Below are 14,279 nucleotides of genomic sequence, written 5' to 3'. Positions count from 1 at the left end.
AAAAAATGGCCAGAACCCTTACATGAATAGGGTTGTGGCCTTTTATTTCTTATATTATGCTTTGTTAACCTGAACGTTTAATTTTTTGTGTTAGACATCTTTTGTGAATTTCTTCTTCAAATAGCGATAAAAAGTCAGGGCTTAAATTTAATTCACATGCTGTATAATAGGATTCTAATAGTAAATCATCTGATAAATTTTCCATAATACAGCCCTCCTAAAATTTAGAATTTGCTTGCTGAATCTATTAATAATTTAACATGATTATACAGTAAGAACAAGGCGCAAGTTATCTACATCAACCTGTAGATAACTTGTGTATAAGGATTTGTGAATGCTTGATGTTGCTAATATGAGAACAACAAATATTGTTGATAAAGTTATCCACAATTAGAAAATTGTATGAATTTGTCGAACGATTCTTTCGGATTTTAGCGATAAACAACGAATGCAAAGCAGGAAAACTTCATATAAATAATAGTTACACTTAAATGTGCAAACTAAACTGCTTGCGCTTTGAATGTCTGTTCAAAAGGGGGAGATTTTTTGAACAACTGCTTTAAATCTCTAGTAAGTTATTATACGATTAGGGTATAATGTGGTATTGGATAAAAAATGAACTGATTTGCAGTTATATTGAGGTGTAATGGATGTTATCGAATTTTTTGCCTAACGAACATGTAAAAAGCGTGTTCGACATACAACCAGAAATTCTGAAGCGAAAAGGTATCAAAGGGATTATTACGGACTTAGATAATACACTTGTAGCTTGGGATGTAAAAAATGCTACTCCTGAAATTATTCAGTGGTTTAAACTGATGAAAGATCATGATATTAAAGTGACTATTATTTCAAATAATAATCAAGAACGGGTACAGGTTTTCTCGGAGCCACTTGAGACGCCCTTTGTGTATAGTGCAAGAAAACCATTAGGTCGTGCATTTAAAACAGTAGCGAAAGAGATGGGTCTGAAAAGAGAGGAAATTGTAGTAGTCGGGGATCAAATCCTGACAGATGTGCTCGGAGGAAATTTCGCTGGATTCTATACGATTCTTGTTGTTCCTATCGTTCAAACAGATGGAAAAATTACAAGGATTAACCGAAAAATCGAGCGGAGAATTCTAAATTACATGCGCAGAAAAGGAAAGATTAGCTGGGAGGAATAGATTTGGAAATTATTTATTGTCAAGGATGCGGAGCTGAAATTCAGACAACTGATCCAGAAAAGATTGGTTATACACCAGCATCCTCATTAAATAAAGAAATGGTATTATGTAAGAGATGCTTTCGTTTAAAGCATTACAATGAAATACAGGATGTTGCAATCACGGATGATGATTTTCTAAAAATGGTCAGCACGATTAGAGATGCAAATGGTCTTGTTGTTCATATGATCGATATTTTCGATGTTAATGGAAGCTTAATTAAAAGCCTCCCAAGAATAACAGGCGATAATCCAATTATATTGGTAGGGAATAAAGTGGATCTGTTGCCCAAATCAACGAACCAGAACAAGCTTACTCAGTGGCTGCGTTCAGAAGCGAAAGAAATAGGAATAAAAGTGAAAGATGTTTTCTTAATCTCTTCTGCAAAAGGATCAGGAATTGAAGAGCTCTCGCAGCAAATCGATGCCTATCGTGAAAATAAGAATGTTTATATTGTTGGAACTACCAATGTTGGGAAGTCTACTTTTATTAATCGTTTAATTAAACAATCAAGCGGATATACTGACGTCATTACAACTTCCTATTTCCCGGGAACCACATTAGGTTTTATCGAAATACCGCTGGATGATAGCAGCGCATTGATTGATACACCAGGGATTGTCAACAAACAGCAATTAACTCACTATTTATCGGATGAAGATTTGAAAATCGTTACGCCAAAAAAAGAAATAAAAGCCAGAATATATCAGCTTAATCATGGACAAACACTCTATTTTGGAGGGTTGGCTCGAATTGATTTTATTAAAGGAGATCGGCAGTCGTTTGTTTGCTATTTCTCAAACGAGCTTCCGATTCACCGGACCAAACTAGAAAATGCAGATGAATTGTATAAAAACCATGTAGGAGAATTATTATCACCGCCGAATCAGACCACGTTAGAGCAGTTACCAAAACTTACCGAGAGTACGTTTAAATTGAACGGGGAGAAAACGGATATTGTTTTTCCAGGGCTTGGCTGGGTAAGTATTTCAGGTAGTGACACGACAGTAGCTGCGCATAGTCCGAAAGGCGTTTCCGTTACAATTCGCAAGTCATTGTTGTAATCAAGGGGAGGGAGAATGATGGATTATCGCTTAAAGCTGATTGGTTATCCGATACAGCATTCCTTGTCTCCATGGATACATAATAAATTCCTGGAGCGGACACATCTAAAAGGAACTTATACGTTGCATGAGATTAGTCCTGATGCATCATTTGACGAAAATGTACTAACCTTAAAAAAAGAAAAAGTAGATGGTTTTAATGTTACAGTGCCATATAAAGAAGAGATCATTCCATATTTGAATATGCTTGATGATACAGCGAAGCAAATGGGGGCTGTAAATACGGTTGTATATCGAGAGGGAAAATGGATTGGCTATAATACAGATGGAATCGGATATCTGCGATCATTAGAAAGCAAATATCCTACCTTTTTTCAGAACAAATCAAAACGTATTTTGTTGATTGGTGCTGGTGGAGCAGCAAGAGGAATATACTATGCACTGGATAGAGCTGGGTTTGATTGTATTGATATCGCAAACCGAACGAAGGCAAGTGCAGAAGAAATAGCAAAGCTCGCCACCCTATCAAGTAATACGAAAGTTGTATCTTTAAAAGAGGCTGAAGAGGGAATAGGAAATTATGATTTAATTATCCAAACAACGTCCGTAGGAATGAAACCGAATGTTGATACTTCCATTCTTTCATTTAGCCAGGTGAAAGAAAATGCAATTGCCAGTGATATTGTTTATCAGCCGCTACAAACAAAATTTCTCAAAGAAGCAGAAAAGAATGGCGCTGCTATACACTATGGGCATACAATGCTATTGTACCAAGCACAATATGCTTTCGAAATTTGGACAAACCAAAAGGTACCTATGGATGATTTGGATTTACAACTACAAACTATTTTGGAAGGAAGATAATTTTTATGTTAACAGGTAAACAAAAACGTTTTTTACGAGCTGAAGCACACCATCTGAAGCCAATATTTCAGGTTGGAAAAATTGGTGTTAATGATAATATGATTGAACAAATAGGAGAAGCATTAGAAAAAAGAGAATTGCTTAAAGTAAGTGTGCTACAAAATTGTATGGAAGATAAGGACACTGTTGCTGAGCAGATTGCTGATGGGACGGATGCTCATATTGTTCAAATCATAGGAAATCAAATTGTGCTTTATAAAGAGTCAAAGGAAAATAAACAACTAAGATTACCATAAGATCCAAGTGTTCGGTTTACTAACATTTGTCAAGAATGAACGGTAGAGGAGTTTGACATGGAACGGATTGGAATATTGGGTGGAACATTCGACCCCCCGCATTTAGGTCATTTATTGATTGCTGAGGAAGTAAGGTTAGCGATGGACCTTCAGGAAATCTGGTTTATCCCTACTTATACACCTCCGCATAAAACAGCATCCAAGACAAGTGCACAGGATCGTATTCAAATGCTGCACTTAGCGACGAAGAGTAATCCTCACTTTAAAGTGAATACAATTGAAATAGAACGTACAGGTAAATCATATACTGTAGATACAATGAAAGAATTGCAAAAGTTGCACCCTGAAAAAGAGTTTTACTTTATTATTGGCGCAGATATGGTTGAATACTTACCGAATTGGCATAAAGTAGATGAATTATTTTCACTTGTACGCTTTGTGGGGGTGAAGCGATCGGGATATCAGCTTGTTACAGAATATCCGATTACGGAAATCGATATTCCAATGATTGATATCTCATCATCGATGTTGAGAAATTGGTTGCGTAGGAAGCGGTCGGTTCATTACATTGTACCAGAACCTGTCATTTCCTACATTAAGGAGAAAGATTTGTATGAATATAACAGAAGCAACTGAAAAAGTAAAACCCCATTTAACAGTGAAAAGGTTTGAGCATACGCAGCGTGTTGCAGAGACTGCTGTTAAGCTTGCTCATCTCTATGAAGCGTCACCAAAGAAGGCAGAGCTTGCTGCTATTCTTCATGATTATGCAAAATACCGTTCACTTGACGAGATGGAGCGCTGGATAAGGAAATCCACTCTTCCAAAAGATCTTCTCGATTATCATCATGAACTATGGCATGGACCAGTTGGGGCTATTTTGATAGAGAGGGAATTCGGTATTGTGGATAAGGAAATTCAAAGTGCTGTTCAGTACCATACGACGGGTAAGGCTGGGATGAGCAAACTTGACAAGATTATTTTTCTTGCGGATTATATCGAGCCGGGCAGATCTTTTCCGGGAATAGACAAAGTTAGAGGTATTGCTGAGCAGGATTTAACACAGGCGTGTTGGATGGCATCCAAAAATACAATAACCTATTTAATGTCTAAAAACGTAACCGTTTATCCAGATAGTTTTCATGCGTATAATGATTTAACAAGACAAATTACTGGAGGTAGTTCCTTATATGAAAAATAAAGAAATTATCGATTTAATTGCTGAAGCTTGCGATGATAAACGAGCTGAAGATATTATTGCTTTAGATATGAATCAAGTATCATTAGTGGCGGATTATTTCTTAATCTGTCATGGTAACAATGAAAGACAGGTGCAGGCAATAGCACGTGGAATCAAAGATGTGATGGATGAAAATGGAATTCAAGTTAAGCGAATAGAAGGATTTGAATCCGCACGCTGGATTCTTGTCGATGTTGGAGACATTGTTTGTCATATTTTTCACAAGGATGAACGGAATTATTATAATTTAGAACGTCTATGGGGAGATGCTTCTCGCGTAGCCTTACAACTTGGTCAGGAAGGCTAATCATGGCATATCAGCAAATGGCTTCCTTGTATGATCAATTAATGGTAAACGCTCCTTATGATGCGTGGGTTTCTTTCACAGAAGAAATGATAAAGCAAACTGGAAAAGAAGCTGAAAGGATAGCTGACCTTGGATGTGGTACTGGAGAAATTGCAACAAGATTAGCAGAACGTGGCTATCATATAACTGGTGTAGATTATTCGACAGAAATGCTTACGCATGCAGCACATAAAGCAGAGGAAAAAAATCTTTCTATACAATGGATACATCAGGATTTAACGAAACTTACTGGTTTATTCGAGTATGATGTAGCTATCAGTTATTGTGATGTTATGAATTATATAACAGAACCAATGGATTTGCAGAAATCCTTCCATAATATAGCGAAGTGCTTAAAGGAAGGTGGGCTTTTCATTTTTGATGTTCACTCCTTGTCTCATGTAGAGAAAAATTATATGAATCAAACATTTGCTGAGGTAACTGATGAGGCTTCTTATATTTGGTTTTGTTCAGCTGGAGATGATCCTGGTGAGATGTTTCATGATTTGACATTCTTTGCTTTAGAAGAAGAAACATATAAACGTTTTGATGAATTTCATCATCAAAAAACGTATCCGGTAACATTTTATAAAAAAATATTAAAAGAGTCAGGCTTTGAAAACATTAAATTGTTTGCTGATTTTTCAACAAAAGTGAATAATGTGGATGAAAATTCAGAGCGAATTTTCTTTTTAGCTGAAAAAAGGTCAGGATAATTGAGATTCCTGATCTTTTTTTATTAGCAGGATTTTATAAAATGATGAAGAATATATCTATAACTACAGGAATTATCTTCTGTAGAAACGCCTCCTACTAACTATTATAGAATGGATGTGAAAAGGGTTGTTAAACCTTCTTAAAAAATCCTCGTTTTTCATTGCCTTAACGATTTTAGTTGTTTTATTCCTCATTTTCACTCGTGATGCGACCGAAGAACAAGAAACGATTCTAGATTTACAAGCTGTTTCATCCACAGAAGATCCATTTGATAAACAAGCAGAAGCAATTCAAGACTCAAATACAGCTGCAGTTGTTGATATTAAAGGTGCAATTGCAAAACCAGGAGTTTATGAAGTATCACCAGATGCAAGGGTGAATGATGTTATTTTAACAGCAGGAGGGTTTACTTCTGATGCTGACCAAAGTCAAATTAACCTCGCGCAAAAAGTGCAGGATGAAATGATTATTATTGTGCCTAAAATTGGGGATGAGATTGAGAGTGGAGCAGGTTCTGTTGAAAGTAATGGAAAGATTAAAGTAAATATGGCCACGCAGGAGGAAATCGAACAGCTTCCAGGAATTGGTCCAGCCAAGGCACAAGCAATTATTCAACACCGAGAGGAGCATGGTTTATTCAATTCGATTGAAGATTTGCTAAACGTTTCAGGAATTGGTCAAAAAACATTGGAGAACATGCAGGACACCATACAAATTCCGTAAAATGAAACTTTAAATAAAGTTGTTTTTTCTTTCCGGCTGATTGCCAGCACTACAAGGGAAACCAGCAGGCTTTGTTCAGAATCCGAAATTCATGCGAGTTTCCCCTCACCTTTTTGTCTTTTGGTTTACTTATTCTACAGATATGGGGTTTATAGCCGGTTAATCTATGATTTTGATAATTGACGAAAATTCACTTTGGAATGTACACTAGGGGGAGAATACGCAAAGGGGAATACATATGGAAAGAATTTCATGGGATCAATATTTTATGGCACAAAGTCACTTGCTTGCGCTTCGTAGTACTTGTACAAGACTAATGGTGGGAGCAACAATTGTCCGCGACAAGCGGATAATAGCAGGTGGCTATAATGGAAGTGTATCTGGCGGTGTTCATTGTATTGATGATGGTTGTTATGTTATTGATGGTCATTGTGTACGAACTGTTCATGCAGAGGCAAATGCACTCTTGCAATGTGCAAAATTTGGTGTTGCAACAGATAATGCAGACATTTATGTAACGCATTTTCCATGTCTACAATGTACAAAGCAGTTAATTCAAAGTGGTATCCGAACGGTTTATTATGCGGAGGACTATCACAATCATGAATATGCCATTCAATTATTTAAAGAGGCAGGCGTTCAAACGAAAAAAGTAGAACTTGATTATCTTGCTGTAGATACAAACTATCAGGAAAAAGCAGAGCTGATGAAAAATGTGCTGGATAAACTAGATACAGTAGCAGGAAATGATAAGGAAGCACATGTACTTCGAGAACAAGCTGAAAAACTGTTTTTAAAATAGCTTAATCAAATGCAGAAAAAAAGCTTAACTCACCTATTCAGGTTAGATAGGTGAGAAGCTCTCTGCCTAAAGAACAATTTCATAAACGGAAATAGGTGAATTTTCAATTGAAAGGATATTGGCATTTTGCTGCGCTCGCAGTAGGTGCAGCGATTGTTAGAATTTATTTCGCTAATGATTGGATAATTATTGTTTTCTTACTTTGGATATCGTACTTATACTTTCATGGAAGATTAAAGAAAGTTCCGATTTTCATTTCATTAATTATGTTCTTCTTTTTTTCACTTTATATCCCTCCACCGACTAGTCAATCCTCCACAGCATTATCAAGTGAGACTGCGCATTATATTGGTGAAATTGTATCCCCTGTCCAGTTAACACAAGACAAGCTGGAATTTGTCCTAGAAGAGCAACATTCAAAACATAACATCCTCATTCTTTATTTTCCTGATAATAATAAACAAACGGCCGAGATTGAACCCGTCCTAGATAGCTTCAAGTATGGCGCAAGTTGTATGGTAAGTGGCAGTGTGGAACTTCCGAATAAAAGCAGAAACCCCGCCCAGTTTGACTATCGAGAATATTTATTGAAAAGCGGCATAACCTACCAGCTTATACTAGAAGATTTAACACACGTAGAATGTGGCGGCTCTAAGTTTCTTGAACGTTTTTATATGCTGCGCGAACAGCTGCTAACTCATGTAGAAAGTCGGTTTAGTGCATATACTGCTTCATGGTTAACTGCTATTGTGTTTGGTGATGATTCAAAGATGGATTCGGAAACAGAGGATATTTTTCAACGTTGGAGTCTATCGCATATTATCGCTATTTCTGGCTCCAATATCGGTTTAATTGTTGCGTTGTTTTATTTTTTACTTGTAAAGCTAAATCTGCTTACACAAGAAAAAGCGCAATGGCTTATGGTTTTCTTTTTACCTGTTTATGCTCTGTTAGCAGGTGGTGATCCTTCTGTATGGAGGGCATCGATCATGGTGGTGCTGTTCATTCTGCTAAATAAATTTAACTTTCGTTTTAGTTATACAGATATATTGAGCATTGTGTTTATTTTACTCATATTTCTTGATAATACCATTATGTATCATGTAGGATTTCAATTATCTTTCCTCGTAACGTTTGCCATTCTTTTATCGAAGAATTTGGTTGGTGGAACGAAATCTCCCTTCTGGCAATTACTACAAATTAGCTTCGTCTCCCAAATGGTTATTATTCCAATTCAATTTAATTACTTTTCTATTTTCCAACCTTTATCCATTATACTTAATTTAATTGTGATTCCTTATTTTACCGTTTTTGTTATTCCATTGATGTATATACTTGTTCCGTTAAGCTTTTTGCCGAATGTATTTATCAATTTATTGGATTCATTATTTTTTCTTATTCATCAAATGATTATTGCTTTTATTGATTTAATCGATTCTGTTCTTTACTATCCATTTTTAACCTCAGGATTTCCGTTTATCGCGATAATTATTTATTCTGGGTTGTTCCTTTTGTTTATGCATGATTTGGAACGAGGGATGTTGATTAAAGCATTTCGTTCAGGCTTGTTAATGACGTTGTTGATAATGGGTATCGTTGCTAGACCGTATTTTTCCTCGGAGGGAACCGTAACAATGTTCGATATAGGCCAAGGAGACGCGTTTTTAATTGAACTGCCATATCGGAAAGGCGTCATCATGATTGATGCTGGTTCTCGATTTTCTTTTGAAGATATGAATCCTACAGATAGTGTTTATCAGCAGATATTACGACCCTACTTTTATTCTCGCGGTATTAGAGAGCTCGATTCACTTATACTTACACACGAGGATACGGACCATATAGGGAGCGCTGAATTTATTTTCAAAGAAATGGAAGTTGAACAATTAATTGTAAGTAGATATTTTGATTTATCTGTGTTGCAAAAATGGTCGCAGATACGAAAGAAACCGGAATTGGTTCTAGTGAAGGGCGGAGATATAATTACGGTTTCCGATCAACAATTACATGTGCTTGCCCCAGACCAAGATCGTGCATCATCAAATGAAAATTCCATTGTAGTATTTACCGAATTTGGTGGAGTAAGCTGGTTATTTACAGGTGATATTACAAAAACGGAAGAAAGCGTGTTAATACAAAACTATCCTAATTTGTCGGTGGATGTATTAAAGGTTGCACATCATGGGAGCAGTACATCTACAGATCAAGACTTTATTGAAACGACTGATCCAAGATTTGCTCTCATTCCTGTTGGGGTAGATAATTCCTACGGGCATCCGACACCAGAGGTTTTAGAAACACTTGAAAAGTTTGATGTGGAAATATTACGAACCGATCAACATGGCGCGGTACAATTTAAGTACGATGATGGAGGAACATTTTTCCCGTTTTTACATAAACTACGTGGAGAAGACAAATGAAATGAACAAAGAGACTGTGGGATACAGTCTCTTTCAACAAATTTTAGGTAAAAGGTAACGATTACATGTACAGCCTGCTATTATCCGAAGAAACTAATTGCCGCTCCGACCGCAAAGATTAAGAAAAAGAAAACGAATGAAAAAACAAATCCTAGAGCGGAGTCAACTACATCATTTCCTTTATACTGCACATCTTTCTCAAATTCATTCACAATATACCCCTCCTATGTCATCAACATTAGTATAAATTAAATGATAAAAAAAATCTACTTAATGCTAAAAAGGTGTTTTTAAAATTATTCATCACCATATTTAGTAAGACTTAACATCTATACTTTTGCTGTGTCAGTATAAGCTAATGACAAGTGAAAATATCGTCTGCTGTACAGTTTCTAGAGCTGAATATCAGGCGTTTATATAGATGCATTTAGAGGTGCTTTCGGTATGAAGGCATCTCTATTCAAACAAAAGTTCTTGCCATTCCATCTGTTCCGATTTACCATTATAACTATATTAAGTTGGAGTGGATTATAGATGTCTTATATAGAAGTAGTCAAGCAATTAAAGAAAAACCAAATTTCCTCTGTTTATCTTGCGTATGGTGTAGAGTCGTTTTTCTTGCAAAATTTAAAACAGGAATTAACTAAACGTGTCTTGAATGGAGAAGAGGAGAATCTGTCGTTATACGATCTTGAAGAAACGCCGATTCAAGAAGTTGTTGCCGATGCAGAAACCTACCCGTTTTTTGGAGAAAAAAAACTAGTCATTGCCACCAACCCTGAATTTTTAAAGGCCAAGCCCGGTAAATTACCATTTGAGCATAGACTGGAATCTCTAGAGCGTTATCTAAGTGAACCAGCATCGTATTCTGTGCTTGTGCTTATGGCGCCGTATGAGAAAATCGACGAACGGAAAAAAATCAGTAAGCAATTGAAAAAGCATGCAACGATCGCAGTTTGCAACGAAGTGAAAGAGCAAGAGTTAACACAGTGGATTAATACTTTAGCAAACCAACTACAAATAACAATTGATCGAGATGCATACGAAATTTTCGAAACTGAATTGTCTACAAATCTTCATTTGCTGGAAAATGAATTATCGAAGTTAGCTCTATATGTTGGAGAGGGTGGTGTAATTACCAAAGAAGTCGCTGAGAACCTAGTCTCACACACCTCAAGCAGCTCATCATTACGACTGGTAGATGCTGTTATGGAGCGGAATTTACATAAGGCAATTGCTATATTTAAGGATTTAGAAAAAATGAAAGAAGAACCAATTGCCTTGATTGGTCTGCTTGCTTTTCAATTTCGAACTATACTGCGCGTCAAGCTATTGAAGCAGAAAGGTTATGGACAATCCCAAATACAAAAAAGCATCGGTGCCCATCCATACGTCGTAAAAATTGCTTTAAGCAGAGAAAGACAATTTTCTACTCAAAAACTTCAGGATGTTATCCGGAAATTGGCAGATACAGATGCAGTAATGAAGCAAGGTAAAATGGAAAAGGACCTTGCTTTTGAACTTCTGCTTTATGATCTAATTCAAACGGCTTCGTAGTGCAAAAAAGGAAAGTTCTTGAATAGCAGTATGTAGAGGTGGACGTGGCTGTTTCGGCAGCAAAATCAACAGCATTCATATTTAATCTTTCTGAGCCACTAAAAAAACGATCCATGAAGGATCGTTTTTTACGTTTTATAGGCTGTTTACTTTTTTAGTAAGACGGGATTTTTGACGATCTCCAGCATTTTTGTGGATAAGTCCTTTTTGAACAGCTTTGTCAATACGTTTTACAGTATTTTTTAATGCAGCTTTTGCGTTTTCCACGTCATTTGCCTCAACTAAGTTTTCTACACGACGGATTTCAGAACGCATTTCTGTTTTTTGTGGTCCGTTATTCGCACGTTTTTTATTATTAACCGTTACACGTTTGATTGCAGATTTAATATTAGCCATTTAATTCACCTCCTAAAAATGAACGAAATTCTAAGCGTTTCGTAATAATGTTCAATAATCCTATCAAAGTCAATCATTACATTCGTTTAACTTTCAATGTGGACAAAGAGTATTTTACCAAAGGAACAGGATGTTTTCAATAAAATTGTTAGAACATGGAACATTTCGTATGTTTTTTTGTCAATGGTTCATTCTATTACTGATAAGTATTGTAAGTATTGAATGAAGGGAAGACAAGCTAATGGCTGATGAAAATAAGGTGTTCCAGGTACGGACAGATTTAGCGGTTGAAGCTAGGGATATGTATACAGAGACAGTGGAAAAAGAAAGTGAGTTAAAAGGTGTTACGTTTAAAGAAAGACACGAGGCCGATATAAAAATTTCTTACGTTGATATTGATGAAACAGGAGCAAAATTGCTTGGGAAAAAACCAGGAAATTATGTAACGATTTATGCTGATGGTGTTAAAAAACAGGATACAGCTAGACAAGAAGCTGCTGCCAAAGTACTTGCGAAGGAGATTGAGCAACTGCTTGTTCGCAATAACATACCGACCGATGCCACTGGATTAATTGTTGGTCTTGGAAATTGGAATGTTACACCAGATGCTTTAGGACCAATGGCTGTTGAAAAAATACTTGTTACAAGTCATTTATTTAAACTTCAGCAGGAGACAGTAGCTGAAGGGTATCGTGAAGTCGCAGCTGTAACCCCCGGAGTAATGGGAGTTACAGGTATTGAAACAAGTGATATTATTTTTGGGATTACGGATAAGTATCAACCTGATTTTGTTATTGCGATTGATGCGCTTGCTTCCAGATCAATTGAGCGGGTGAATGAAACCATACAGCTTTCCGATACTGGAATTCATCCTGGATCAGGTGTTGGAAATAAAAGAAAGGAAATAAGCAAGGAAACATTGGGTGTACCGGTTTTAGCAATTGGTGTACCAACGGTTGTTGATGCTGTAACAATTACTAGTGATACAATCGATTTTCTATTAAAACACTTTGGACGTGAATGGAATGAGAAAGATAATCCGTCTAAATCTCTAGCACCGGCGGGAATGGCATTCGGCGGGAAGAAGTTAACAGAAGCTGATTTGCCGAATGATGAGCAGCGTCAAACCGTTTTGGGGATGGTTGGTGGACTTTCTGAAGATGAGAAACGAAAGCTTATTTCAGAGGTATTAACACCTATAGGGCATAATTTGATGGTTACGCCAAAAGAAGTTGATGGGTTTATGATTGACATGGCGAATGTCATTGCTAATGGTTTAAATGCTGCCCTTCATGAAAATGTGAACGTCGATAATTTTGCTTCATACAGTCGATGAATTAAAAAGGGGGCCGATTACTCTATTAATTGGCTCTATTTTTTAGAAACATGGTTCTACCTTCCACATTTAACTCATAGATTTAAAACAAGAGTTAACTGTTAGGAAGGTGGGATCATGTATTTTTATGAAAAACAATCACCTAAATCGAAATGGGCATAGCATATATAGGAAAAGTGGTCTTTATCTTATTAGTATCCTTATCCTATTTATCAGTATAGGAATTTTAACAACTGTACAGCCGGCATACCGTTTCTCATCCAGTCTATTAACAGAATGGACAAGAGATATTGATGGTTTTGTATTTTATAACTTGCTAAGTATGGAAAATCGAGCTTTTAAACAAGCATTTCCGGAGGATCGCCAACTACCTAAGCTTTCAAGTGTGCTCTTTCATGTTGCAACGAATTTAAAGCCAGATGATCCAAGAAGTTTATTGGGAAATGAAATTCCTGGATTTTCTATCTATGATAGGCAAATATTAATTGCTGGTGAAGGAACAAACTATACAAACCTGCCTTTTGAATCGTCACCACCTCTTGAAGAAGTTTTGAGAGACCGTGAGGCTTTAATCGATGAACCGAATGAGGAGAAGGATCAAAAAGAAGAGGATAAAGAAGGTAGTGAAAATAAAACCCCAACAACAGATGGTAGAAAAGTGGTTTATATTTATAACACACATACACGTGAATCATTCTTACCACATTTACCAGACGTTACAGATCCAGATCTCGCTTTCCATGGTGAGGTGAATATTACAAAGGTAAGTGACCATCTCGCCAAAGCTCTTGAGGCAAAAGGGATTGGGGCTGAGGTAGAAGATACGGATATTGACAAAGTACTTAATGATAAAGGTATGAAGCGCTCGCAAGCTTATGATGCCTCTCGAGAATTTGTAGAAGAGGCAATAGCAATGAATGATGAAATCCAATTTGTATTTGATTTGCACCGGGACTCAGCTCGTAAAGATGTGACAACAAAAGTGATAAATGGTGAATCGTATGCCAGAATTATGTTTGTTGTTGGAATGGAGCACCCTGAACATGAGAAAAACATAAAAATAGCTTCTGAGTTACATGACTTGATTGAAGAAAAGTATCCAGGCATAAGCAGAGGTGTTGTCCAGAAAGAAGGTTCAGGTGTTGACGGCATTTATAATCAAGATCTCTCAGATAATGCGGTTCTAATTGAATTTGGCGGTGTTGACAATAATTTAGATGAATTATACCGAGCGGCAGATGCAGTTGCAGATGTATTTAGTGATTATTATTGGGATGCAGAAGCAGTACAAGCAAATCCATAGGAGGTACGGT

General features: G+C 36.6%; 17 protein-coding genes. 14 read left to right on the top strand and 3 right to left on the bottom strand.

The window, feature by feature from the left end:
- Window positions 1-64: 64 nt before the first annotated feature.
- Window positions 65-205 (bottom strand): sporulation histidine kinase inhibitor Sda, encoded by a 141-nt coding sequence (locus NST46_RS17055; RefSeq protein WP_095307086.1) that lies wholly within the window; start codon window positions 203-205, stop codon window positions 65-67.
- Between the two features lie 445 nt (window positions 206-650).
- Between NST46_RS17055 and NST46_RS17050 the strand changes: the two genes are divergently transcribed.
- The 11 genes from NST46_RS17050 (at window position 651) to NST46_RS17000 (ending at window position 9,677) form a co-directional block, all read left to right on the top strand.
- Window positions 651-1,166, top strand: a complete 516-nt coding sequence (locus tag NST46_RS17050; protein ID WP_095307085.1) for a YqeG family HAD IIIA-type phosphatase — start codon at window positions 651-653, stop codon at window positions 1,164-1,166.
- Between the two features lie 2 nt (window positions 1,167-1,168).
- Window positions 1,169-2,269, top strand: coding sequence for a ribosome biogenesis GTPase YqeH (gene yqeH, locus NST46_RS17045; RefSeq protein ID WP_095307084.1), 1,101 nt, complete (start codon window positions 1,169-1,171; stop codon window positions 2,267-2,269).
- Between the two features lie 18 nt (window positions 2,270-2,287).
- The gene (gene aroE / locus NST46_RS17040) at window positions 2,288-3,133 is read left to right on the top strand and encodes a shikimate dehydrogenase (RefSeq protein ID WP_095307083.1); all 846 of its coding nucleotides are present in this window, start codon (window positions 2,288-2,290) and stop codon (window positions 3,131-3,133) included.
- A gap of 5 nt (window positions 3,134-3,138) precedes the next feature.
- Window positions 3,139-3,429, top strand: a complete 291-nt coding sequence (gene yhbY, locus NST46_RS17035; RefSeq protein ID WP_341137500.1) for a ribosome assembly RNA-binding protein YhbY — start codon at window positions 3,139-3,141, stop codon at window positions 3,427-3,429.
- A gap of 57 nt (window positions 3,430-3,486) precedes the next feature.
- On the top strand, window positions 3,487-4,065 hold the full coding sequence (locus NST46_RS17030) for a nicotinate-nucleotide adenylyltransferase (protein WP_303447283.1): 579 nt from the start codon (window positions 3,487-3,489) through the stop codon (window positions 4,063-4,065).
- Complete coding sequence (gene yqeK / locus NST46_RS17025) at window positions 4,043-4,630, top strand: bis(5'-nucleosyl)-tetraphosphatase (symmetrical) YqeK (protein ID WP_303447282.1); 588 nt, start codon at window positions 4,043-4,045, stop codon at window positions 4,628-4,630. The genes NST46_RS17030 and yqeK overlap by 23 nt, the downstream gene beginning before the upstream one ends.
- Window positions 4,620-4,976: a ribosome silencing factor gene (rsfS, locus tag NST46_RS17020; RefSeq protein ID WP_095307078.1), complete on the top strand. Its 357-nt coding sequence runs from the start codon at window positions 4,620-4,622 to the stop codon at window positions 4,974-4,976. Before yqeK ends, rsfS begins: the two co-directional genes overlap by 11 nt.
- 2 nt (window positions 4,977-4,978) lie before the next feature.
- On the top strand, window positions 4,979-5,731 hold the full coding sequence (locus NST46_RS17015) for a class I SAM-dependent DNA methyltransferase (RefSeq protein ID WP_303447279.1): 753 nt from the start codon (window positions 4,979-4,981) through the stop codon (window positions 5,729-5,731).
- Window positions 5,732-5,858: 127 nt separating this feature from the next.
- Entirely contained in the window at window positions 5,859-6,455 is a 597-nt protein-coding gene (locus tag NST46_RS17010; protein ID WP_303447276.1) for a helix-hairpin-helix domain-containing protein, read from the top strand.
- Between the two features lie 238 nt (window positions 6,456-6,693).
- Window positions 6,694-7,257, top strand: a complete 564-nt coding sequence (locus tag NST46_RS17005; RefSeq protein WP_095307075.1) for a ComE operon protein 2 — start codon at window positions 6,694-6,696, stop codon at window positions 7,255-7,257.
- 95 nt (window positions 7,258-7,352) lie between these two features.
- Window positions 7,353-9,677: a DNA internalization-related competence protein ComEC/Rec2 gene (locus NST46_RS17000; protein ID WP_341137499.1), complete on the top strand. Its 2,325-nt coding sequence runs from the start codon at window positions 7,353-7,355 to the stop codon at window positions 9,675-9,677.
- Between the two features lie 80 nt (window positions 9,678-9,757).
- Here NST46_RS17000 and NST46_RS16995 read toward each other — a convergent pair whose 3' ends face one another.
- Complete coding sequence (locus NST46_RS16995; protein ID WP_095307072.1) at window positions 9,758-9,889, bottom strand: YqzM family protein; 132 nt, start codon at window positions 9,887-9,889, stop codon at window positions 9,758-9,760.
- Window positions 9,890-10,211: 322 nt separating this feature from the next.
- Here NST46_RS16995 and holA point away from each other — a divergent pair, with 322 nt between their 5' ends.
- Window positions 10,212-11,234, top strand: coding sequence for a DNA polymerase III subunit delta (gene holA / locus NST46_RS16990; protein ID WP_251659033.1), 1,023 nt, complete (start codon window positions 10,212-10,214; stop codon window positions 11,232-11,234).
- Between the two features lie 135 nt (window positions 11,235-11,369).
- On the opposite strand, the gene rpsT is transcribed toward holA, so the two are convergent.
- Entirely contained in the window at window positions 11,370-11,630 is a 261-nt protein-coding gene (gene rpsT, locus NST46_RS16985; protein WP_095307068.1) for a 30S ribosomal protein S20, read from the bottom strand.
- Window positions 11,631-11,871: 241 nt separating this feature from the next.
- Between rpsT and gpr the strand changes: the two genes are divergently transcribed.
- Both gpr and spoIIP read left to right on the top strand, forming a co-directional pair.
- A complete protein-coding gene (gpr, locus tag NST46_RS16980; protein ID WP_095307066.1) occupies window positions 11,872-12,966 on the top strand; it encodes a GPR endopeptidase in 1,095 nt (364 codons plus the stop codon).
- A 127-nt stretch (window positions 12,967-13,093) separates the two neighbouring features.
- Window positions 13,094-14,269, top strand: coding sequence for a stage II sporulation protein P (spoIIP, locus tag NST46_RS16975; RefSeq protein ID WP_341137498.1), 1,176 nt, complete (start codon window positions 13,094-13,096; stop codon window positions 14,267-14,269).
- The last annotated feature ends 10 nt before the right edge of the window (window positions 14,270-14,279 follow it).

The sequence above is a fragment of the Oceanobacillus sp. FSL W7-1309 genome (assembly GCF_038002145.1).
GTDB classification, from domain to species: domain Bacteria; phylum Bacillota; class Bacilli; order Bacillales; family Amphibacillaceae; genus Oceanobacillus; species Oceanobacillus profundus.
This window is presented reverse-complemented; position numbering and strand designations above follow the sequence as displayed.

Excerpts from the sequence above, each read along its gene's own strand:
- NST46_RS17055 (WP_095307086.1), bottom strand. The coding sequence starts at position 205 with ATGGAAAATTTATCAGATGATTTACTATTAGAATCCTATTATACAGCA.
- NST46_RS17050 (WP_095307085.1), top strand. The coding sequence starts at position 651 with ATGTTATCGAATTTTTTGCCTAACGAACATGTAAAAAGCGTGTTCGAC.
- aroE (WP_095307083.1), top strand. The coding sequence starts at position 2,288 with ATGGATTATCGCTTAAAGCTGATTGGTTATCCGATACAGCATTCCTTG.
- yhbY (WP_341137500.1), top strand. The coding sequence starts at position 3,139 with ATGTTAACAGGTAAACAAAAACGTTTTTTACGAGCTGAAGCACACCAT.
- NST46_RS17030 (WP_303447283.1), top strand. The coding sequence starts at position 3,487 with ATGGAACGGATTGGAATATTGGGTGGAACATTCGACCCCCCGCATTTA.
- yqeK (WP_303447282.1), top strand. The coding sequence starts at position 4,043 with ATGAATATAACAGAAGCAACTGAAAAAGTAAAACCCCATTTAACAGTG.
- rsfS (WP_095307078.1), top strand. The coding sequence starts at position 4,620 with ATGAAAAATAAAGAAATTATCGATTTAATTGCTGAAGCTTGCGATGAT.
- NST46_RS17015 (WP_303447279.1), top strand. The coding sequence starts at position 4,979 with ATGGCATATCAGCAAATGGCTTCCTTGTATGATCAATTAATGGTAAAC.
- NST46_RS17005 (WP_095307075.1), top strand. The coding sequence starts at position 6,694 with ATGGAAAGAATTTCATGGGATCAATATTTTATGGCACAAAGTCACTTG.
- holA (WP_251659033.1), top strand. The coding sequence starts at position 10,212 with ATGTCTTATATAGAAGTAGTCAAGCAATTAAAGAAAAACCAAATTTCC.
- rpsT (WP_095307068.1), bottom strand. The coding sequence starts at position 11,630 with ATGGCTAATATTAAATCTGCAATCAAACGTGTAACGGTTAATAATAAA.
- gpr (WP_095307066.1), top strand. The coding sequence starts at position 11,872 with ATGGCTGATGAAAATAAGGTGTTCCAGGTACGGACAGATTTAGCGGTT.
- spoIIP (WP_341137498.1), top strand. The coding sequence starts at position 13,094 with ATGAAAAACAATCACCTAAATCGAAATGGGCATAGCATATATAGGAAA.